Below are 20,241 nucleotides of genomic sequence, written 5' to 3' on the forward strand. Positions count from 1 at the left end.
CTTACCTCGCCCGATTGGGATTGAAAAATCGAAGTTGAACTGCGTAAAGGGCGAGCGTGACCAGCAGCAGGACAAATGCAGCCGCGCCGCCCATGCCCCAATTGACCAGCGATTGAACGAACTGTGCGACGAGTTCGGCAAGCATCATGTTGGACGTTCCGCCCAACAAAGCGGGTGTCACGTAATAGCCAAGCGACATAACGAAGACCATCAAAGCCCCTGCTGCTATCCCTGGCAAAGATAGCGGCAGCAAGATCAGCATGAAACACTGGCGCTTATTGGCTCCACACAAGGAGGCAGCTCGCAATATTCCGGGATCGATCGAGCGCAGAACCCCCATCAGCGGCAGGATGACGAAGGGAAGCATGATATAGGTCATGCCGATGGTCACACCGACGAGATTGTTGACGAGTGCAAGAGGCTTGTCGATCAATCCCAGTCCGATCAGCAGCTTGTTGACGACCCCCGTACGCTGCAGAAGCACCATCCAGGCGTAAGTTCTGGCCAGCAGATTGGTCCACATGGAGAGAACGATGATCGCCAGAACCAGCCGTGACCAGCGCTCCGGCATGATGGCAAGAAGCCATGCAATCGGATAGCCGATGATGATCGAGACGATCGTAACCAGCCCCGCCACCATGAATGTATTGAGGAAGACCCGGAGATAGGTCGTAGAGCCGAGCAGCGCAACATAGTTCTGCAGCCCAAGCTGCGGTTCCAGGACGCTCCGCAACAAGAGCATGCAAACCGGCACGATAAAGAACAGCGCAATGATGAGAAGCGCCGGCAGAAGGTAGCCGAAGCTGCCTCGTCTAGGTGCTCTTTGCAGAGCGCTGCCAATCGTTGCCGTCAGTGCCATCTTGCATCTCCCGAAAGTCTGGCGATCCCGACGGCCCGGCATTGCCGGCCCGTCGGCAAATCAGCCATCAGCACTTATTTCGCTTGCCAGGCGTACCAGCGCGTGCCGATTTCATCGCGGTGCTGCGCCCAATAGTTCATGTCCGCGTTGACCTGCGTCGCGGCCTGCTGATCCGGCAGCGACTTGCGCAAGGCCGGATCCATCAGGGCAGGCGAGCCGAGATTGATCGGCGCATAGCTGGTCTTGGCGGCAAACTTGGCCTGAGCATCGGCGCTGGTCGCATTGGCGATGAACTTCATCGCTGCTTCCTTGTTCTTCGTGCCCTTCGGAACGACAAGTGCGTCTGCGGCCGTGATATTGTTCGTCCAGGATGTCTCGACGTTTACGCCAGTCTGGGCAAGCGCAGTCAGGCGCCCGTTCCAGAACGATCCGTAAGGCGCTTCCGCAGAAGCGAGCAGCTGTTGCGATTGCGCTCCGCTATCCCACCAGACGATGTCCGATTTGATCGTGTCGAGCTTCTTGAACGCGCGGTCGAGATCGAGCGGATAAAGCTTGTCGGCGGGAACCCCGTCCGCCAGAAGAGCGGCCTCGATCACACCCGGGGCCGACCATTTGTAGAAGGTGCGCTTGCCTGGAAATTTCTTGGTGTCGAACAGATCGGCCCAGCTTTGCGGGCATGCGTCGACGGCATCCTTGTTGCATCCGATGACGAATGAATAATAGAAGCTGCCGACCGAGTAGTCCGTCACGAAGCGCGGATCGAGCTTGCTCTTGTCGATGACGGAGAAGTCCAGCTTCTCCAGAAGGCCTTTACTACCCGCCTGAACCGCATAGTCGCCTTCGACGTCGACGACATCCCAGCCAACCGCGGTTGCCTCGACCATGGCTTTCAGCTTGCCGTAGTCGGTCGGACCATCCTCCGTAACGTTGACGTTTGCCGTCTTGCTGAAGGTATCGGCCCAGTATTCCTTCTGCGCGTCCTGTGTCGTCCCTCCCCAGCTGGTGAACACCATATCCTGCGCCGCGGCGGCACCCGCGAAAACCAGGCCGGCCGTAACAACTGCGATTGCAAGTGATCTAGTCATGTTCCCTTTTTCCTTTTTTGTGCTGGATAGTTGATTGCTTCACGTCGGCTCTTGACCGCCGAGCGGCGAGAAAGACGCCGGCGACATGATCTTGTTTTCCGCGGTGACGATCAGGTCACGGATCTTCGGCAGGAAGGCCTGCCACTCGGGATCAGCCGTAAGCCGGGCACGCCTCGCGTGGCGATCGTCCAGGCTCGTGTAGCCCCAGATGTGGACGATCTCGTTGATCGGCCCGATCTCCGAGGAGAAATATCCCACAAGGTTGCCGAGATGCTTTTTCTGGATCGCGATACCGATCTCGCCGACAACCTTGAGATATTCGGGGATAGCGCCGTTCTTCAGCCGGTAGGTCCTGATCTCGTAAAACATGGGCTCACCGCATGACAAAGGGGTCGGGGAATGGATCGTCCGACGTCTTGAGCCAGACAGTCTTGGTTCGCGTATAGTCGAGCGCTGCCGCAAGGCCGCCTTCACGGCCATGGCCGGACGCGCCAAAGCCGCCGAAAGGAGCGATCGGCGAGACGGCGCGATAGGTATTGACCCAAACGATGCCGGCACGGATCTTCCGGATCATTCGATGCGCGCGGGCAAGATTCTGCGTGAAGACACCGGAGGCCAGGCCATAGGTCGTGGCGTTGGCAAGGGCGACTGCTTCGTCCTCGTTCGCGAAGGATACGACCGAGAGAACCGGACCGAACAGTTCCGTTTCGAAGGACGACGCCTTGACGCCATCGCAATCGATGATCGTCGGAGGGTAGTAGAAGCCGTCACCCGAGATCGGCTGACCGCCGGTCACGACCTTGGCGCCAGCGCTGACCGTAGCGGCGACGACACTCTCGATATGCGCACGCTGCCGCGCGGCGCAGAGAGGACCGACCTCCGTCGCCATATCGAGCGGCGCACCAATTCGGATCGCTTCGGCCTTTGCCTTCAAGAGAGCGATGAACTTGTCCTTGATGGCCGCGTCGACCAGAAGACGCGAGCCGGCAACGCAGCTCTGGCCCGTCGCTGCGAAGATGCCGGCGACCTGGGCATTGGCCGCGCTTTCGAGGTCGGCGTCGGCAAACACGATAAAGGGTGACTTTCCACCAAGCTCAAGCGATGTGCTGGCTAGGTTTTCGGCAGAGTTGCGAACGACATGCGCCGCCGTCGCCGGACCGCCGGTAAAGGCGATGTGCGCAACGCCGGGATGCCGCGTGAGCGCGCTGCCGCAAGACGCGCCAAACCCTGTAATGACGTTGACGACCCCGTTGGGAAACCCGGCTTCATGCACGAGGCGAGCAAATTCCAACATGGGCGCCGGCCCATCTTCGGACGCCTTGATCACGAGCGTACAGCCGGCGGCAAGCGCCGGTCCGATCTTGACGGCGGACAGGAAGAGCTGGCTGTTCCACGGCACGATTGCGGCGACCACGCCGACCGGCTCGCGGCGGGTCCAGACCTCCATATCCGCCTTGTCGATCGGCAGGGTCGCCCCCTCGATCTTGTCGGCGAGCCCGGCATAGTAGCGATAATAATCGGCGACATAAGCGATCTGCGCCGACGTCTCGCGGATGATCTTGCCGGTATCGAGCGTTTCGAGTTCGGCGAGGCGTGCGGCGTTCGCCTGAACCATATCGGCGAGCTTGAACAGTAGCTTGCCCCTTGCGCTTGCGGTCATCGCGGGCCAAGCCCCTGACCAGAGCGCCCGCTCCGCGGCTTTGACAGCGCGATCAACATCGTCTTCTCGCGCCTCGGGCATCGACGCCCAGACGCGGCCGGTCGAGGGATCGATGCTGTCGAAACGTGCCGAGCCGTCTTCAAAGACACCATCGATATATTGCTGGAAATCCTGCATCTCGAGCCTCACTGGAATGCGGGCATCACGTCGGCGATGAAGCGCTCGAGCGACGCCTTCTTGCGCTCAAAGCTCATGCCGGTGTCGATCCAGAACGAATATTCGTTCCAGCCCTGTTTCTCGTAAACCTTCAGACGATCGATCACCGTCGCAGCGTTGCCGATCGGCATGTTTGCGATCATCTTGTCGGGGGACAGGTTCGCATTGGCGGCTAGCTCCTCTTCGTTCAACCGCTCGATCAACCCCTGTCGAATGGGTCGCTCGTTTTTGAACCAGGCGAAGAAGTAGTTGTAGTAGATGCTGATTTCCTTGGCCGCCTGCGCGATATCGGCATCGTCGGAACCGACATATGTATGTTGCAGCAGCATGATCTTCGGGCGCTGCACATCCGGAGCCTTTTCGCAGGCCGCATTGAAGCGATCCATCAGGCTTGCGATTTCGGCTTCGCCGTTTGCAAGGGGCGTGCACTGAACATTGCAGCCATTGGCGACGGCGAATTCATGGCTGTTTGGATCACGCGCGGCGACCCAGATCGGCGGATGCGGCGCCTGCACCGGCTTGGGAGCCGACGTCGTCGCGGGGAATTTCCAGAACTCGCCATCATGGGCATAGTCACCCGCCCACAGGCCCTTGATTGCAGGGATCAACTCACGCATGCGCTGGCCGGCGCCCCAGGCATCAAGCCCCGGCAGCAGCCGCTCATATTCGAAGCTGTATGCGCCGCGGGCAATCCCGATATCCAGCCGGCCGCCGCTGATGATATCCGTCATCGCGGCTTCACCGGCAAGCTTGATCGGATGCCAGAACGGCGCAATGACTGTGCCGGTGCCCAGCCGCACGTTTGTCGTCCGGCGAGCGAGATCGGCAAGATTGACGAACGGGTTCGGCGCGATGGTGAAATCCATGCCGTGGTGTTCGCCGGTCCAGATCGCATGCATCCCACCCTTGTCTGCGATCTCACAGAGCCGGATGAACTCTTCGTACAGTTCCGGATGGCTCTGGCTGGCGTTCAGCCGCTCCATGTGGACGAAAAGCGAGAATTTCATGCGTCACCTTTTTTGGCCACGGCGTGAACCCGGCCCTTTTCATGGTTGCCAAAATAAATGCCGAAATTGCCGAGCATGCTTTCCTGCGCGTAGCGCTTCACGGTTTCGCGCACGGCGCTATCCGGTATCTCGGCCAGAGGAAGATCCTGCAACGAGAATAGCCGCCCGATCTTCGGTGTGCCGTTGCCAAGGCTTGCACGATAAATGATATGCTGACAGCCGGTCTTCGTATCATCGTAAATGGAGTAGAGGAGACCGGTCTGGATCTTGAGACCGATTTCGGCTGCGAACTCGCGCTCGAGAACACCCATCCCTTCGCTTTCGGCCTTGTCGACAAATGGCAGCGTCCAGCCGCCCGAGGCTGCCGGCACAAGCAGAATCTCGCCAGAGCGCTCCGCGACCGCACCGACGGACAGGCTTCCCTCGACATTGGCGAGAAGATCCTTTTCCGTCGCAGCCGGTGTGAAATAGCCGCCACGGGCGTAGCCCAGTCCGGTTTTGCCGGAATTATCCAAAGCCTCGATGCGACCGATCAAGATAACATGGTCGCCGGCGTCGATACGCTCATGCATGGAGCAGTCGAACCACGCCGCAACCTCTGCAAACACCGGCGAGCCGAACGGCCCGGGCGCCCATGCGACGGATGCAAAGCGATCTTCGACAGGACGGGCAAATGTATTCGACACGTCCTTCTGGTCCTCAGACAATATGTTGACCGCAAAACCGCGAGCGGTCGTCAGCGTTTGATAATTGCGTGAGGTCTTCGCCAAACAGACCAGCAGCAGCGGCGGGTCGAGCGACACACTCGTAAAGCTGTTTGCCGTAAAACCGATGGGCGCCCCAGCCTCGTTCATGGTCGTGACAACAGTCACGCCGGTGAGAAATGCGCCGAATGCGTCTCTCAGAGCTCTTGCCTCAAGCATTTCTTCCTCCTCGTCTGGCTGTCCAGGTGAGCCAGTCGGCCAAGGCCGCAGTGACCTCGTCCGGTGCCGTAAGGTTGACCATATGGCGGTGCCCCTCGATAACCCGGGCCTTGCCGTTCCGCGCAGCCTTTGCCATGTCCCTGGCCATCTCCGGCGTCGAATTCGGGTCACCGTCGCCGGTCAGGAACAGGGCCGGGATCGTCACGGCCGGCCAGCAATCGCAATAAAGCATATCCCCAGTCGCAAAGGCCCGGTAAGCGGCGGCGTATCCGCCTGCATCGACCTGCTGGAGAAGGCTTCGCACCAGACAATAGGCCTCGGTATTCGCTTCATCGGCGGCAAACCATCGGCCCAATGGCGCCTCGCGATCGAACGCACCCGTGAATATTTCGTCGGCTCGCGCTTCCACCGCCTGCCGGGCCTCGGCCGTTCGCCTGTAGACCCCGTTCAGCAAGGCAATCCGCGAAAGACGCTCGGGCGCCGTTGCTGCCATCCCGGTCGCGATCAGCGCGCCCATGGAATGCCCTGCTACGTTGATCACGCCGAGCTCCAGCTCCTCGATCACCCCGCCGAACCACGTGACGAAATCGGACAGATCCGGCCTGCCCATCAGCGGCGTCGAAGAGCCGTGTCCCGGCAGGTCGACCGCAATGATGCGGTGGCGCGTCGACAGTCTCTCGATTTGCGGCCACCAGGCCTCGATCCTCATTCCGACACCATGAAGTAAAACCAGGATCTCATCTCCGCTGCCGCGGTCGATGTAGGCCGTGCCGGACGGCGTCTTAGACCGCTGCAGGGTTTGCAACATCGTGACCCAGCTCCTTGAGATCCTGATAGCGATCACCGATGCGATGGTGCGGACGCCCGCCAATCGAAGCACCCAGAGCCACGACAATCTCGTCTGCGGCCGGTGCATCGGGCACGGCGCATTGGATCGTCAGGTAATGCGAGCGCCGCCCCTCGTCATTCTTGTCCATAAGCGGAATCATGATCGGTGCATTGGCCGGCCCGCGCGTATTGCAGAAAGCGAGATAGGATTTGGCGCCAACGGCCGTGCGATAATGATTGCCGAAGCGCAGCGTATGGATCAACGCAGAGGCGTGTTCGATTTCGCCATCGAGACCGACGATGGCGGACTTTCCGTAGGCTTCGACCGCCTCTCCTGAGCCGGCTGTCTCGATGATCATCCTGGTGAGCAATTCCCCGAGAACGGGGGCAACCGTGTGGATTTCCGGCTTCAGATCTTCAATGAAACCGCGGCCCGCCCAAGGATTTTTCAGAACGGCGATGGCGGCGATCAGCTTGAGAGGAACGGCAGCGTCCTTTCCGCCTTCGATATGGGTTGTTTCGACGTGCAACAACGTTTTGCGAATAAGTGATGCCATCTGCCTCTCCTGTCCATTCAGCTGTTCGTATGTTGGTATACCATAAGACAACGTGTCAAGAGCTTGTGCAAGATTTCTTTTCGTTCTAAAAAGTCGGCATGAGCCAGAACGCAAACGACCTCGCCGCCCTCCGGATCGACTCTCCGCCCGCAACCTTGAGAGAAATCGCCCTCGATCGAATGCGACGGGCCATCATCAACGGATTGTTCGAACCGGGTGCACGCCTTGTGGAGCGGACACTGTGCGAACAGCTGGGCGTCTCGCGTTCGGTCATCCGGGAAGTGCTTCGGCATCTGGAGGCGGAAGGCCTTGTTGAGATGCTGGCCAAACAGGGGCCGATCGTTGCGCGTCTTGAATGGGACGATGCCCGCCAGATTTACGAAATCCGGGCCTCACTGGAATCGACCGCCGTCGCCGATTGCGCGCGCACCGCAGCAGATGACGTCAAGAGCAGGCTTCGCCAGGCATTGGACGAACTCGATCGCACCTCCCATCAGCAGTCACCTCAAGGCATTCTTGACGCGACTACAGAGTTTTACCGGATCATCTTTGAATCCGGCGGCCACAACATTGCCTGGGATATCGTCAGCCGCCTGAACAGCCGAATTTCGCGATTGCGCGTGATGACCCTGTCCACCACGAACCGGACGACGACAGGCCCGGCGCAGATTCGAAAGATCTTTGCCGCGATTGAACAAAACGAGCCGGACGTTGCTGCCGAAGCCTGCAGGACGCATGTCGTAGCGGCCGCAGCGATCGCCAAGGAGCTTTTGGCTTCGGCGACTTGAATGCAAACACTGGCGCTCCTCGCCCCTTCGTTCAGTCAGGCAGGCAATTGCCGAAAAGTGACAGAGGACCGAAAAGACGATAGTTCATCCTGAGGATCGGAGCCGATGCGAGATTCAGGAATAATTCTTTAGCTTCTGTTAACCATAACAGCCCCAAAAATTCACGTATCGCGTGCATATTCGGGGTTGAAATGACAAGCATAGTGACGAACAACTCGGCCATGGCCGCGCTTCAGACGTTGCGCACCATCGGGGCCGGCCTCGCATCTCAGCAAATGCAGGTTAGTTCGGGCCTTCGCATCTCAAATGCCTCGGATAATGCGGCCTACTGGTCCATCGCGACATCCATGCGTTCGGATAAAGGTGCGGTCTCGGCCGTTTCGGACGCGCTTGCTGTCGGTCACGCAAAGATCGACACCGCCTATTCAGGCATGACTTCCGTCATCGATGTCTTGTCGGAGTTCAAAAGCAAGCTGGTAGCCGCAAAAGAGGATGGCGTCGACAAGAGCAAGATCCAGGAAGAACTGGATCAACTCAAGAAACAAGTCGTGTCGATATCCCAGAGCAGTTCCTTCAACGGCATGAACTACCTGCAGTCCGATATCAGCGATATATTCGACCCACAGCAAACCGTGGGATCGGTTGTCTCTTCGTTTGTCCGTGGCTCCGACGGCGGGGTCTCTGTCAATACCGCCGATTTTGATCTCAGCAAGATATCGCTCTTCAACTCCACCGGCGGTGGTCTGCTGCAGGCAGATCCGCGCGATGTCAAAACGATTGGCGGCCTGCGCTTCGGGAGCTTCAACGCCATGAGTTCATATAGCGCCGGCAATACCGGTGGTGGAGGTGCTGGCGGCGAGGATTTCTGGTTTACCGGACCGATGACATTCGGAGCCGGCGACGTCATATCCTTCGATCTCACCGTCGATGCAGACAACCCGGCGGATGGAATCCCGGGGCCATACGATCCTGGAACGACCGCGCATGTCTTCATAGATCAGGCGACGGTGAATGCTGCCTTGGGCGTCTCGGACGGCCATATCGCAACCTATACCGACTATACGAGGGTAATAAACAAAGCTCTCGGCAATGCTGGTGCGCATGCTTTTGCTACGAATTACACCCATCCGGAACCGCCCCATCAGGATGTTATCTACGTACCGACCATCGACGAGATCGGTATTGTCAGAACCGCCGACCCGACGAAGGATGGCTCGTCCTTTCAGATCTCCAATCTGGTCTCCACAATCCCCGGCAACGGAGGACTGTCTGCAACGGCAGGCATAAATTACGGACACCGGGCTTCTTCGATGACATTGAATTTCCAACCCTTCAACGTCGCCGGCGGTGTCGTCATCAACTTCAACTTCTCGACGGATAGAGGCGGAAGCCCGGCTTACTCGTTTGATCGGGACTATATCAATACACTGCTCGGCAAAGACGACGGCACGATCCAGACACCCGCCGAAATGGCGACGCTGCTGAATTCACTCATTGCGCGGCCGGATGTCATCATTGCCGACAACGGCGCCGGCGGCGTCACGGTCAAAACGGATGTCATGTCCGATCGCAAGTCGGGTGAGAAATCCGCAATCGGCTTTAACGGCATCAACGTCAACATCGAGCCGATACCGACGCTCAACTTCACCGACATCGACATCGTTCACAATCCGGATCTGGTCGACAACTATCTCAGCTATATCGAGATTACATCCAACAGGATCACCGACGCCGCGTCCAAACTGGGCTCCCTGATCAAGCGGATCGACATGCAGACGGATTTCGCCAGCAAGCTCCAGGACAGCATTGGCAGCGGCGTCGGCCGGCTTGTCGATGCCGACATGGAAGAAGCTTCGGCACGGTTAAATGCCATGCAGACGCAACAGCAGCTTGCCGTTCAGGCCTTGTCGATCGCAAACCAGGCCCCGCAAAACGTCCTGACGCTCTTTCGGAATTAAGTCGATGGCGGCCCGAAGCGGTTGAGGGACGCGATCAGGGCATTGCCTTGAAGTATCTCATCCGGGTGAAGCTTTGCGACAATACGGTGAGAAGAGCGGTGATCGATATCTGGTTTTCGGTTTTCATCGGCGGCAAGGATGCCATCAAGGAAATGCTTTTGCCAAGTCATCGCAGGTGATGGCCGACGCGCGTCTCAGGCGGGCCCAAGCATGATGAAGGTTTCACTCTTCGACACGCCATCCGTTGCCCTTACAGTGGAAATCAGCTCATTCAGCTGAGACATGGTCGATACTTCGATCTCCGCGATCATGTCCCAAAGCCCGTTTGTATTGGAAAGCGACGCCACGCCCGGCAACCGCTTGATGGCCGATATCGCATGTCGGGGCGATCCCGAAATCTCGACCAGGATAAAGGCCCGGATGAGATCCTTGCTGGCGTCGTCCTTCAGCCGGACCGTGAAGCCTTTGATGTCTCCCGTCGACATCAACCGGTCGAGGCGCTTCTGGGCGGTCGCGCGCGCGACTCCCAAAATCTGCGCAATCTGCGGCACGGAAGCTCGTCCATTGATCCGCAGTTCGGCGATCAGCTTTCGATCCAGCTCATCCATGAAACTACCATTTCGTCAAATCTCTTACTATTTCGTCATTTTATCCTGATTTCGATCAGTTTGCATTCTTTTTTGTTCACCGATCCGAGACTACGACTCCTCTCGCTTTGACGGAACGCGCGCTGGATAAAACGAGGGCAAAAACCAAATAGCCAGCAGCAGCTCGGTCATCGCTCGGACCAAAAATGAGTGCGATCCAAGGTCATTGAGTGACCTGTTTGGGAGATGATCTACAATGAAGTTGAACCTTATTTTCTCTGCGATTGTTATTGCAGCAGCGGCATATCTGCCTTTGAACGCCGCCCAGGCTGACGACCTCCAGAAAATCGAAAAATCGGGCAAGCTTTCCGTCGCCCTTTCCGGCGTCTTTCCGCCATTCAGCTTTGTCGATGAAAACAACAAGGTGGTCGGCTTCGATGTGGATATCGGTACAGAGATCGCAAAGCGCCTGAAAGTCGAGCCGACTGTCGTCACCACGGCCTGGGACGGCATCATCGCCGGGCTGGTGACGGGTCGTTACGACACCATCATCGGTTCGATGAGCATCACCGACGAGCGCAAGAAGGCGGTCGATTTTGTCGGCCCTTATTATCGCTCCGGACTTGCCGCCTTCGTCAAGAAGGGCGCGACCATCAAGAGCGTCGACGAACTCAAGGGCAAGACCGTCGGCGTCACGCTCGGCGAGGCGGCGGAAAAATGGGCGCGAGAGCAGAATGCGTTCGAAATCCGCACCTATAAGGGCTTGCCGGAAATGCTTCTCGATCTGCAGGCCGGCCGCGTCGATGCCGTCATTGCGGATGACGTTCCGGTCTTCGTCGCGATTGCCAAGAGCAATGCGCCGATCGAGCAGGTCAAGGATGACAAGATGCCGAAATACGACATCGGCATAGCAATCCGCAAAAACAATCCCGAGCTTGCGGCGGCCATGCAAAAGGCGCTCAACGATATGATGGCCGACGGAACCTATGAGGCCATCTCCAAGAAATGGATCGGCCAGGACATTCGCTGACCGATGCGGCCAGGCCCTCACCCGACCTGGCCGACGCCCACTCTTTCGGAACCCGGGCAAGCGCGAACGATTCGCGGCAGGTTCCTTAAAGCCCCGCAATCGCCGCTTGCCGGCAGATGCGCAAGGTGCTGGCCGGGGAGGCCGGAATGGATTTCCAACTTATTGGACGAATAGCACCATTTCTGGTGGACGCGTCTCTGGTGACAATCGAGCTGACGGCCTGTTCGCTGCTTATTGGCCTCGTCGTTTCCGCCGTTGTGGTGATGGGGCGCTTTTCGAAACTGCGCGCCGTGCGCCTGCTTGCGACGATCTATGTCAGCGTCATGCGCGGAACGCCGCTCCTGGTGCAGCTCTTCATGGTGTTTTTTGGCGGGCCGCAGTTCGGACTTGAGCTGACACCCTTTACGGCCGGGATCATCACAATGGGCTTCAACATCGGCGCCTATATGTCCGAGGGCATCAAGGGTGCCATCATCGCGGTCGACAAGGGGCAGACGGAAGCATCGCGGTCGCTCGGCTTCGGACGCTTCGATACAATGCGCCTCTTCGTCCTGCCGCAGGCTGCTCCTTTGATCATCAGGTCGCTCGGGGTCAACACCGTGATCCTATCGAAGAGCACCGCTTTGGTATCAACCATTGGCGTCGTCGAGCTGACTTATGCCGCGCAGCGTTTTGTAACCTCGACCTATAAGCCCTTTGAAGTCTTCACGGTGGCCGGCGCGGCCTATATCGCAATCGTCGGCGCCATCTCGCTGATTGTTCGTGGCATCGAACATGTCTTCGACGCCGCACGGAGGGCTGAGGCATGAGCTTCGATTTCAGCGTCGTCCCTTCCTACTCTCAGATACTCGGGACCGGTCTTCTTTGGACTGTCGTCATCACCGCGCTCGCGGGTACGATCAGCATCCTGTTCGGAGTCGGCATCGCAATCATCTCCCTGTACGGCTCAAAGATCGTCAGCCTGCCCGTGCGCGGCGTAGTGTTCCTGTTCATGGGAACACCGCTCCTTCTGCAGCTCTATCTTCTCTACTACGGCCTCTCGCAGGTTGGGGTCATGTTGCCGGCATTCTGGACGGGCGTATTGGGTCTCGGACTACACTATGCCGCCTACAACGCCGATATCTTTCGCACCTGCCTGAGGGGTGTCGACCCAGGCCAGACGGAGGCCGCCAGATCGCTCGGCTTTGGTCGTGGCGCGACACTGCGGCACTTCATCATCCCCCAGGCACTGCTCACCGCCCTGCCCCAGGTCGGAAACAACAGCATCATCCTTCTCAAGGACACGGCCGTGCTTTCAGTGCTCGGCATTACCGAGCTTGTTCTGAACGCTCAGCGAGCGATCAGCGAAACCTATCGACCCTTTGAGTTCTATTTCACCGCAGCGCTGCTCTACTACCTCGTCAATCTGGCGATGGAAGGTCTGCTGAACGTTGCTGCACGAAAAGCGGAAGCCATCCGATGACATCACAGCCCCCCATGATCGAACTGCGGCAGATCCGCAAATCATACGGAAATCACGAAGTCCTCAAAGGCATCGATCTGAGCGTCGAACGCGGCAAGATCGTTTCGATCATCGGCCCGAGCGGATCCGGAAAGAGCACCCTTCTGCGCTCCATCAATATGCTCGAAGCGCTGTCGTCCGGAGAAATATGGCTCGACGGGCATCAGGTAAACCGCCCGCTCAAGTGGCGCGCATTCGAGAACCACATCAACCATATCCGCCAGGAAATGGGCATGGTGTTCCAGCAGTTTAACATCTTTCCCCATCTGACGGTTCTCCAGAACATCATGATTGGACCGATGAAACTGAAAGGACTGGCGAAGTCTGCCGCTATCGAGCGTGCAAACACACTTCTGGCCAAGGTTGGGTTGACCGACAAGGGAGAGGCTTATCCGGCCCGTCTATCCGGCGGACAGAAGCAGCGCGTTGCGATCGCCCGCGCTTTGGCCATGCAGCCCAAGGTCATGCTGTTCGACGAAGCGACTTCGGCTCTCGACCCGGAGCTTGTCGAAGAGGTCAATCAGGTGATGAAGCAGCTCGCAAGCGAACACATGACCATGCTGATCGTCACGCACGAAATGCGGTTTGCAGCCGAAGTGTCGGATCATGTCCTGTTCATGGACGGCGGCGTTGTGGTCGAGCAGGGCAAGCCCGACATCATTCTATCCAACCCGGCCGAGGAGCGCACACGCGCCTTTCTTCGGAAGCACCTGGCGAACTGAAAGCGGACACGAACGAAATGACGAACCAAGCCGAAACGCGCAAAATCGACCGAAAGCATGTCCGCGACCTGGCGCTGCGCCTCACCTCATGGCCAAGCGAGACAGGAACACCCGGCGAGGCTTCCTTCGCAGATCACCTGCGGGAGCTCCTGATGGAAATTCCATATTTTCGGGACCATCCGGACAACATCCGCCTGGTGGCGAGCCATGGCGAGCCCCTTACCCACAGCGTGGTTGCCCTTGTGCGCGGAACGGGCAAGCGCACCGTTGCTTTGGCTGGCCACTTCGACACGGTATCGACAGACAATTACCATGAGCTGCAAGGTCTCGCCTGCGACGCTGCCGCGCTGCGAGATGCTCTCATCGAGACGATTTCGGCGCGAACCGATCGATCGGCACAGGAAGAACGCACGCTCGAGGATCTGCTCAGCGGCGATTTCCTTCCGGGGCGCGGCCTCCTGGATATGAAAAGCGGCATCGCCGTTGCAATCGCTTGTCTCGAGCAATTCGCCGCCGATCCGAACAGAGAGGGCAACCTCCTGATGGTCGCGACACCGGACGAGGAGCGCGAAAGCCGCGGCATGCGCTCACTGCGGGACGCACTACCATCGCTCGTCAAAGACTTCGACATCGACATCTCGGCCGGGATCAATCTCGACGTGACTTCGGATCAGGGCGACGGCAGCGAAGGGCGCGCCGTTTATGCGGGCACGATCGGCAAACTGCTCCCATTCGCACTCGTCGTCGGCTGCAGCTCTCATGCGAGCTACCCGTTCGAGGGCGTCAGCGCGCAGGCCATGGGATCAGCCATCCTTTCCCGGCTCGAGGGCAATGCAAGCCTTGCGGACCGCGATGACACCGATATTTCGCCCGCGCCGATCTGCCTGGAGGCAAAGGATTTGCGCGATGGCTATGAGGTTACCACGCCCGAGCGCTTCTGGATCGCCTTCAACTGGCTGTACCATGCCATGTCTGCGGATGATCTTTTCGCGCGCTTCAAGGAAGAGGTGGTCTCCGGCGCTGAAGAGGCCGTTGAGAAATTTTCCGAGCAGTCGGTGAAATTCGGCAAGCTCGTTGGCAGAAGCGCGGGCGCGACACCCGCCAAACCCCACATTTTGAGTTTCAGTGAGTTGCGGTCGATCGCTGCGAATGTCGCGGGGTCGGAGTTCGAGCGCATCTATGCCGAGAAGGAGAAGGCACTTTCCACCATCGACAACCCGCTGGTGGTCACCCGTCAATTGACCGAGTGGCTTGTCGGCATTGCGCGCGTTTCCGGTCCGGCTGTCGTCATCGGCTTTGCCGGCCTGCACTATCCGTCCTCACGCCTCAAGCTGGATGCCGTGCGTGACCGGGGTTTGCATGATGCCATCGAGCAAGCCCGAGCCGATCTTATGAACGATCCAACGAAGAGCATTCGCTGGAAGCCCCACTTCCAGGGCATTTCCGACATGAGTTTTCTCGGACTTTCCGCCAGCGGCAGCAAGATCGTCTCGGACAATACGCCGATATCGCGTCTCATCGACAATCCACCGAACGATGCGCTGGAATTCCCCACCGTCAATCTCGGCCCCTGGGGCAGAGAGTTTCACCAGAAATTCGAGCGCGTCCACGAGCCGTATGCCTTTTCCGTACTGCCGGACCTGGTGTTCGACATCGCCACAACCCTCCTCACTCGCGCCCACGACTAGGTAGCCATAGCACCTGCCGGTTACGCTCTCCCTCGTGCGCCTCAGCACGCATTTCAAAGGACCGATGGAATGTCCAGCAATCCAAATCTGAATATCGTCCCTTTCGTCAGCGTCGACCATATGATGCGTCTCGTGCTGGAGATCGGGGTCGAGACATTTCTCACCGAACTCGCTGCGGCCATTGAGGAAGACTTTGTGCGCTGGGAGCAGTTCGACAAGACACCTCGCGTCGCATCGCACTCGAACGAAGGCGTCATCGAGCTTATGCCGACCAGCGACGGCACGCTTTATGGATTCAAATATGTCAATGGCCACCCGAAGAACACCAGAGAAGGTCGTCAGACGGTGACCGCGTTCGGCGTCTTGTCGGACGTCGGAAATGGCTACCCGATGCTGCTCTCGGAGATGACGATCCTCACGGCCTTGCGCACAGCCGCAATGTCTGCCGTTGCTGCAAAGCATCTGGCCCGGCAAGGTTCAAAGACGATGGCGATGATCGGCAACGGCGCGCAAAGCGAATTTCAGGCGCTGGCGTTCAAGGCGATCCTGGGCGTTACCGATCTCAGGCTAGTACGACATTGATCCATCGGCCTCAAAGCGCTGCGCGGCAAATCTGGCCGGCGCTGGCTTCAGCATCACGATTTGCGGGTCTTCCGAAGGCGCCGTGGAAGGTGCCGATATCATCACGACGGTGACCGCGGACAAGCAATGTGCAACCATACTCTCCGACAACATGGTCGGCCCCGGAGTTCACATCAACGCGGTCGGCGGCGATTGCCCAGGAAAAACGGAACTTCACAAAGATATTCTTCTGCGCTCCGATATATTCGTCGAATATCCACCACAGACCCGGATCGAAGGCGAGATACAGCAGCTGGATGCCGATTATCCCGTCAACGAGCTATGGGAAGTGATCGCGGGACATCGCAGCGGGCGCACATCAGAACGCGCAATCACGCTGTTCGACAGCGTCGGCTTTGCCATCGAGGATTTCTCGGCGCTGAGATATGTCCGCAGCAAACTCAAGGAAACGGGCCTATACGCCGAATTGGATCTTCTGGCCGACCCGGATGAGCCGCGCGATCTCTACGGGATGCTTTTGCGCTGCCAGGCGAGGCTTGCCGCCTAGCCTAATCCGCAATCTTTATGGGGAACGGCAAGCACGACCCATTACATTTACAGGTTGAAAACGACGGAAAGGTATCGTTAGATTTGCAGTCGACGGTCGCCGCTGACGAGCCGGGTGTCACCCCAACCGGGTGAGATGGTTATTTTTGCGGCCTCCGACGAGCCTGAAGACAATAAAGAGGTCGACTGCTCATGGGACTATTTGATTTTTTGAAACGCAGGAAGATGCCTGCGACGATCGAAGACGCGATGGCCTCTCAGTCCGCGGACTTTGCCAGCGCGTTCAATAGTCCCAACGCCCCTATCGATGCATCGAAACTCGATTATTCCGAAGAATCGCTCCTGCTCGTCGATCGGGTGCTGAACGATTTCTTCGAAAGACAGGCGCCGCTGCCCGACGACCTGCATTTTCTCGCCTCAGCCTATGTCTTTGAAACCGCGCGCAGCCAATTTGGCGGGCGCTATCTTCGCGGCGATGAGGAAAATCCCTTCGTACTGCTGATCGGGGAGCCTGAATTTCGGCTTGGCGTCATGGTGATGGGGAAAATCAGGGGGCGAGCAGTCAATGGACCCGAAGACAGCATCCCGTTCTTCTATGCCGGAATCGCGCCCCTGATTGAACAAAAAGCGAGCGCGACGCTTATTTAGAAGCAGTTGGATAATGTCTCAGGCGCTGATCTTGCAGCAGACTAGCGAAGCAATTTTGCAATCTGCGGCGTCGGCGTGGTGACGCTTTCATGACGCGCAGACAAGGTCCCCGTGATGACGGCAACAATAGCCACCACAATGTAAATGAGGGTGCCTTTGGGCTTCCGGTCCGATATGCAATGCCTTGTCGACTCTAGCGAGCGCGGATGGTCAGACATTTTTGTCCTTTGACGTTGAAGGCCGACTGTTTAATGGATCCGTGACCGTTAAGGAATAGGCAGATTCGCGAGACACCGTTGCATAAATCGAATAGCAGCGGATCCGCGGGCATGAAAAATCGGGGAAAATTCACAAGAAACTGGCGGAATCTATCGATCTGATTGCTGTTTCGCCGAAATAGCTTTCATCTCGCGCCGCTACGGGTGACACGCCTTTAAAAGATCGAGCCCAAGCGAAAGAGTGGGAAAGCAATTCAAGATACCCGTGATGACTGCTCGCGACACATCCACCGGTGGCGTCGAATTCCCTTCTCCATAAGCAGCCGTTCTGCTGGCCGGGCAAAATTGAAGATTTTGCGACGAGCGTCAAAACAGGGTTGTTGACCCTTGTAGGATTTTGACTCGCCGCTAAATGTCGATAACCAGCGGTAGTACTTACGCAGGAGAAAGATATGAAGAAGGCATCCGATCCAAGTTCCTTTTTTCCTATCGACATGGACTGGGAAGCTTTGGCAGCCCTGTCGAAGCTCATTCGCTTTGACCCGGCATCGGAAAGCCTGACTGTCCAGAACGGCAAATCGAAGCTCGTTCTGGAGAAGGACGGTACGATTTGGGTTGAGGGTAAGCGCCTGGTACAGAATGTCACGGAAGACATTTATCTGAAGGGCGCAACGATCCATCTTAACTGAGGGGCGCTGCATGTGGCAGATCGTTGATCAGACCCCTTTTTCCGCCGATGGTACATTCGTCCGCGACGGCTCTGGCTTCGAACATTGGGTCGTCGCCCTGCGGGCGACGTTTCGCATTAACGACAATGGTTTTGTTTCGATCGACGAGGACCAAAAGCCGGTCTGTCGGTCAAGCGTTTATGCGGAACGTGACGGCGAGGCTGATCACGAAGAGCTTCGCGTGGATACCGATTTCTCCCCGTTCCGCCCGAAAGTCGATGTGACGATTGGCGGCCAGGTCGTCGCCCCGAACGGAAAACCATTTCAGGAGCAGCCATTTGAAGTTTCAATTGGAAGCTTTAAAAAACCGGGCGTGGCTTTTGCCCCGCGGGAGATGAAGCACGCCTCTCGGGGCTGGCAGGTGGAGGCAAACGAACAGACGGAGGCCGTCGAGCTATCGTGGCGCAACGCCATCGGCGGCAAGGACGCGTTTGGCGGCTCGGAAACCCATCCCACCAATCCGATCGGGAAAGGCTGGTTTGCAAGCAAGCAGAGCATATCGAGGGATATGCAGCTTGAGCTCCCGCAGATCGAGGACCCGGCCAATCGCTTCAAGCAAATCGACAAGATCCCGACGCCGGTGGGCTTCGGAGCCGTCGCTCGTGCCTGGAGCCCGCGCAGGGAGCGTGCCGGCACATATGACGACGAGTGGGAAGAGGATCGGGCCCCTTTGGCGCCGCTCGATTTTTCCGATCGCTTTCACCAGGCAGCACCAGACGATCAGGTCCTGGATCTGCGCGGTGGCGAGCGGGTGTCGATCATCGGTCTGCACCCAGAGGGACCTTATGAGTTTGTCTTGCCGCAAATCATCCTGGAGGCTCAGACCCATATCAATCGCCGCAAACCGATCCAGCGTCTCAGGCTGATCGCCGTACACATAGACGCCAGCGGCAAACGGCTTTCCATGGTTTGGAATACGTCCTTGCCTTGCAACGGACTGGAGCAGGTTCTCGATCGTTCAACGGTTTGGGTCAAGCAAATGGCGGGAGTGGCCAAATGAGTGAGAAAGATACCGGCGAGGCAGCAAGCGCGCCGATGATAGCCGCGATCGGCCTCTGCACTCCCTTGGGCGAGACGCTGGAAGCGACGCTCGACGCCTATAAGGACGGCAAGCAGGGCATCAGCCGGGCGAGCGGCTGGGTCGGAAGCGATGGAAACGCGCCGAGACTGGCAGGCGCGCAGCCGCCGGAAGCCGAGCGCGAATACTCCATGCGTCTCCTCTTCATGTTCGAACGCGCGATGGTGGATTGCTACGCGCAAGCACCCTGGCTGACCCGGACGGATATGCGTTTCGAACTTCACCTTTGCCTTCCCGCCTGGATGCAGAACGATCCGGGCTATAAGCGGTTCGCACGTTGGCTCTCAGAGCGGCCGATAGCGCATGTCAGCTCGATTACTCCTTCGTACGGAGAGGGAGCGGCCGCCATAACCGCACTTGATAAGGTTGCCGCCCGGATAGAAGCCGGCGAAATCCAGGCTGCCTTCGTTGCCGGACTTGATAGCTACATCGAACCCTTGCTGCTCGATCGGGTCGATGCGCTGGGCTTCATGTTGAAAGACGGAAACCCCTACGGTTTTGTGCCCGGAGAAGCATGTGGCGTCGCTCTGGTGGCGGCATCTCATCTGATTCCCACGCCCGCGGCGCGCATTCTGGGCTTTGGTACCGGCAAAGAGACCGGCTTGGCTGGAGTACCCATGGTGGATGGTATCGTAAACGCCGAACCGGCTGGCGGCACCCAAACCGGGATCAAGGGGCAAGGTCTGGCAAAGGCAATGAAAGATGTCTCCAACAGCTTTACCGACATCGGAAAGCCTGCCCGCATTATGTCGGACCTGAACGGACAGCGTTGGCGGGCGGAGCAATATGCCTTTGCGGTCGCGCGAACGGGACAGCTTTTGGGATCTGCTCCCCATGATCCGGAATGCCCTTCTCTGGCACTCGGCGACCTTGGCGCCGCGACAGGCGTCACGCTCTTGGCCTTGACCTTGGGCGAAGGACCGAAGCGCGAGACGGAGCCGGATGCGCCTTCGTCGAAATATCCCGCATTGGTGGTCGGCAGCAATCTCGACGGCAACTCGGCCGCCATCGCGATAACCTCGGTATAAGGGG

Annotated in this window: 20 protein-coding genes and 3 pseudogenes; 14 read left to right on the plus strand and 9 right to left on the minus strand. The window is 58.2% G+C overall.

Going from position 1 to position 20,241, the window contains the following annotated elements:
• Position 1 precedes the first annotated feature (1 nt).
• The 8 genes from HGP17_RS24780 to HGP17_RS24815 all read right to left on the minus strand — a co-directional run bounded on the left by HGP17_RS24780 (position 2) and on the right by HGP17_RS24815 (position 7,135).
• Positions 2 to 859, minus strand: a complete 858-nt coding sequence (locus HGP17_RS24780) for an ABC transporter permease (RefSeq protein WP_168813101.1) — start codon at positions 857 to 859, stop codon at positions 2 to 4.
• Positions 860 to 933: 74 nt separating this feature from the next.
• Complete coding sequence (locus HGP17_RS24785; protein ID WP_168813102.1) at positions 934 to 1,944, minus strand: ABC transporter substrate-binding protein; 1,011 nt, start codon at positions 1,942 to 1,944, stop codon at positions 934 to 936.
• Between the two features lie 39 nt (positions 1,945 to 1,983).
• Entirely contained in the window at positions 1,984 to 2,313 is a 330-nt protein-coding gene (locus HGP17_RS24790; protein WP_168813103.1) for an NIPSNAP family protein, read from the minus strand.
• Positions 2,314 to 2,317: 4 nt separating this feature from the next.
• Entirely contained in the window at positions 2,318 to 3,781 is a 1,464-nt protein-coding gene (locus HGP17_RS24795) for an aldehyde dehydrogenase (RefSeq protein WP_168813104.1), read from the minus strand.
• An 8-nt stretch (positions 3,782 to 3,789) separates the two neighbouring features.
• The gene (locus HGP17_RS24800) at positions 3,790 to 4,827 is read right to left on the minus strand and encodes an LLM class flavin-dependent oxidoreductase (RefSeq protein ID WP_168813105.1); all 1,038 of its coding nucleotides are present in this window, start codon (positions 4,825 to 4,827) and stop codon (positions 3,790 to 3,792) included.
• On the minus strand, positions 4,824 to 5,750 hold the full coding sequence (locus HGP17_RS24805) for a flavin reductase (protein ID WP_168813106.1): 927 nt from the start codon (positions 5,748 to 5,750) through the stop codon (positions 4,824 to 4,826). The genes HGP17_RS24800 and HGP17_RS24805 overlap by 4 nt, the downstream gene beginning before the upstream one ends.
• Positions 5,743 to 6,558 (minus strand): alpha/beta hydrolase, encoded by an 816-nt coding sequence (locus HGP17_RS24810; protein ID WP_168813107.1) that lies wholly within the window; start codon positions 6,556 to 6,558, stop codon positions 5,743 to 5,745. The genes HGP17_RS24805 and HGP17_RS24810 overlap by 8 nt, the downstream gene beginning before the upstream one ends.
• Positions 6,533 to 7,135 (minus strand): amino acid synthesis family protein, encoded by a 603-nt coding sequence (locus HGP17_RS24815; protein ID WP_168813108.1) that lies wholly within the window; start codon positions 7,133 to 7,135, stop codon positions 6,533 to 6,535. The genes HGP17_RS24810 and HGP17_RS24815 overlap by 26 nt, the downstream gene beginning before the upstream one ends.
• Positions 7,136 to 7,233: 98 nt before the next feature.
• Between HGP17_RS24815 and HGP17_RS24820 the strand changes: the two genes are divergently transcribed.
• The 4 genes and pseudogenes from HGP17_RS24820 to HGP17_RS33960 all read left to right on the plus strand — a co-directional run bounded on the left by HGP17_RS24820 (position 7,234) and on the right by HGP17_RS33960 (position 10,060).
• Positions 7,234 to 7,923: a GntR family transcriptional regulator gene (locus HGP17_RS24820; RefSeq protein WP_168813109.1), complete on the plus strand. Its 690-nt coding sequence runs from the start codon at positions 7,234 to 7,236 to the stop codon at positions 7,921 to 7,923.
• A gap of 191 nt (positions 7,924 to 8,114) precedes the next feature.
• Positions 8,115 to 8,507 (plus strand): annotated as a pseudogene (locus HGP17_RS34060) (flagellin); the annotation flags it as partial.
• Between the two features lie 1,095 nt (positions 8,508 to 9,602).
• Positions 9,603 to 9,881: pseudogene (locus HGP17_RS34065) on the plus strand (flagellin); the annotation flags it as partial.
• A 47-nt stretch (positions 9,882 to 9,928) separates the two neighbouring features.
• Complete coding sequence (locus HGP17_RS33960) at positions 9,929 to 10,060, plus strand: hypothetical protein (RefSeq protein WP_281412782.1); 132 nt, start codon at positions 9,929 to 9,931, stop codon at positions 10,058 to 10,060.
• A 15-nt stretch (positions 10,061 to 10,075) separates the two neighbouring features.
• On the opposite strand, the gene HGP17_RS24830 is transcribed toward HGP17_RS33960, so the two are convergent.
• A complete protein-coding gene (locus tag HGP17_RS24830; RefSeq protein WP_168813111.1) occupies positions 10,076 to 10,489 on the minus strand; it encodes an Lrp/AsnC family transcriptional regulator in 414 nt (137 codons plus the stop codon).
• 235 nt (positions 10,490 to 10,724) lie between these two features.
• Here HGP17_RS24830 and HGP17_RS24835 point away from each other — a divergent pair, with 235 nt between their 5' ends.
• The 10 genes and pseudogenes from HGP17_RS24835 (at position 10,725) to HGP17_RS24880 (ending at position 20,237) form a co-directional block, all read left to right on the plus strand.
• Complete coding sequence (locus tag HGP17_RS24835; protein WP_205926115.1) at positions 10,725 to 11,498, plus strand: transporter substrate-binding domain-containing protein; 774 nt, start codon at positions 10,725 to 10,727, stop codon at positions 11,496 to 11,498.
• Positions 11,499 to 11,644: 146 nt separating this feature from the next.
• The gene (locus HGP17_RS24840) at positions 11,645 to 12,307 is read left to right on the plus strand and encodes an amino acid ABC transporter permease (protein WP_168813112.1); all 663 of its coding nucleotides are present in this window, start codon (positions 11,645 to 11,647) and stop codon (positions 12,305 to 12,307) included.
• Positions 12,304 to 12,960 (plus strand): amino acid ABC transporter permease, encoded by a 657-nt coding sequence (locus HGP17_RS24845; protein WP_168813113.1) that lies wholly within the window; start codon positions 12,304 to 12,306, stop codon positions 12,958 to 12,960. Before HGP17_RS24840 ends, HGP17_RS24845 begins: the two co-directional genes overlap by 4 nt.
• Positions 12,957 to 13,721 carry an amino acid ABC transporter ATP-binding protein gene (locus tag HGP17_RS24850; protein WP_281412783.1) on the plus strand — a complete coding sequence of 255 codons (765 nt, stop codon included), beginning with the start codon at positions 12,957 to 12,959 and terminating at the stop codon, positions 13,719 to 13,721. The genes HGP17_RS24845 and HGP17_RS24850 overlap by 4 nt, the downstream gene beginning before the upstream one ends.
• A gap of 17 nt (positions 13,722 to 13,738) precedes the next feature.
• The gene (locus tag HGP17_RS24855; protein WP_168813114.1) at positions 13,739 to 15,409 is read left to right on the plus strand and encodes a M20/M25/M40 family metallo-hydrolase; all 1,671 of its coding nucleotides are present in this window, start codon (positions 13,739 to 13,741) and stop codon (positions 15,407 to 15,409) included.
• A 69-nt stretch (positions 15,410 to 15,478) separates the two neighbouring features.
• A pseudogene (locus HGP17_RS24860) lies at positions 15,479 to 16,538 on the plus strand (ornithine cyclodeaminase).
• A 191-nt stretch (positions 16,539 to 16,729) separates the two neighbouring features.
• Positions 16,730 to 17,185: a hypothetical protein gene (locus tag HGP17_RS24865; protein ID WP_168813115.1), complete on the plus strand. Its 456-nt coding sequence runs from the start codon at positions 16,730 to 16,732 to the stop codon at positions 17,183 to 17,185.
• Positions 17,186 to 17,855: 670 nt separating this feature from the next.
• Positions 17,856 to 18,092, plus strand: a complete 237-nt coding sequence (locus HGP17_RS24870; protein ID WP_168813116.1) for a hypothetical protein — start codon at positions 17,856 to 17,858, stop codon at positions 18,090 to 18,092.
• A gap of 10 nt (positions 18,093 to 18,102) precedes the next feature.
• Positions 18,103 to 19,131, plus strand: coding sequence for a DUF2169 domain-containing protein (locus HGP17_RS24875; protein WP_168813117.1), 1,029 nt, complete (start codon positions 18,103 to 18,105; stop codon positions 19,129 to 19,131).
• Positions 19,128 to 20,237 carry a hypothetical protein gene (locus tag HGP17_RS24880; RefSeq protein WP_168813118.1) on the plus strand — a complete coding sequence of 370 codons (1,110 nt, stop codon included), beginning with the start codon at positions 19,128 to 19,130 and terminating at the stop codon, positions 20,235 to 20,237. The genes HGP17_RS24875 and HGP17_RS24880 overlap by 4 nt, the downstream gene beginning before the upstream one ends.
• Positions 20,238 to 20,241 lie beyond the last annotated feature (4 nt).

Source organism: Rhizobium sp. P38BS-XIX, from assembly GCF_012641435.1.
Taxonomy (GTDB): Bacteria; Pseudomonadota; Alphaproteobacteria; order Rhizobiales; family Rhizobiaceae; genus Rhizobium.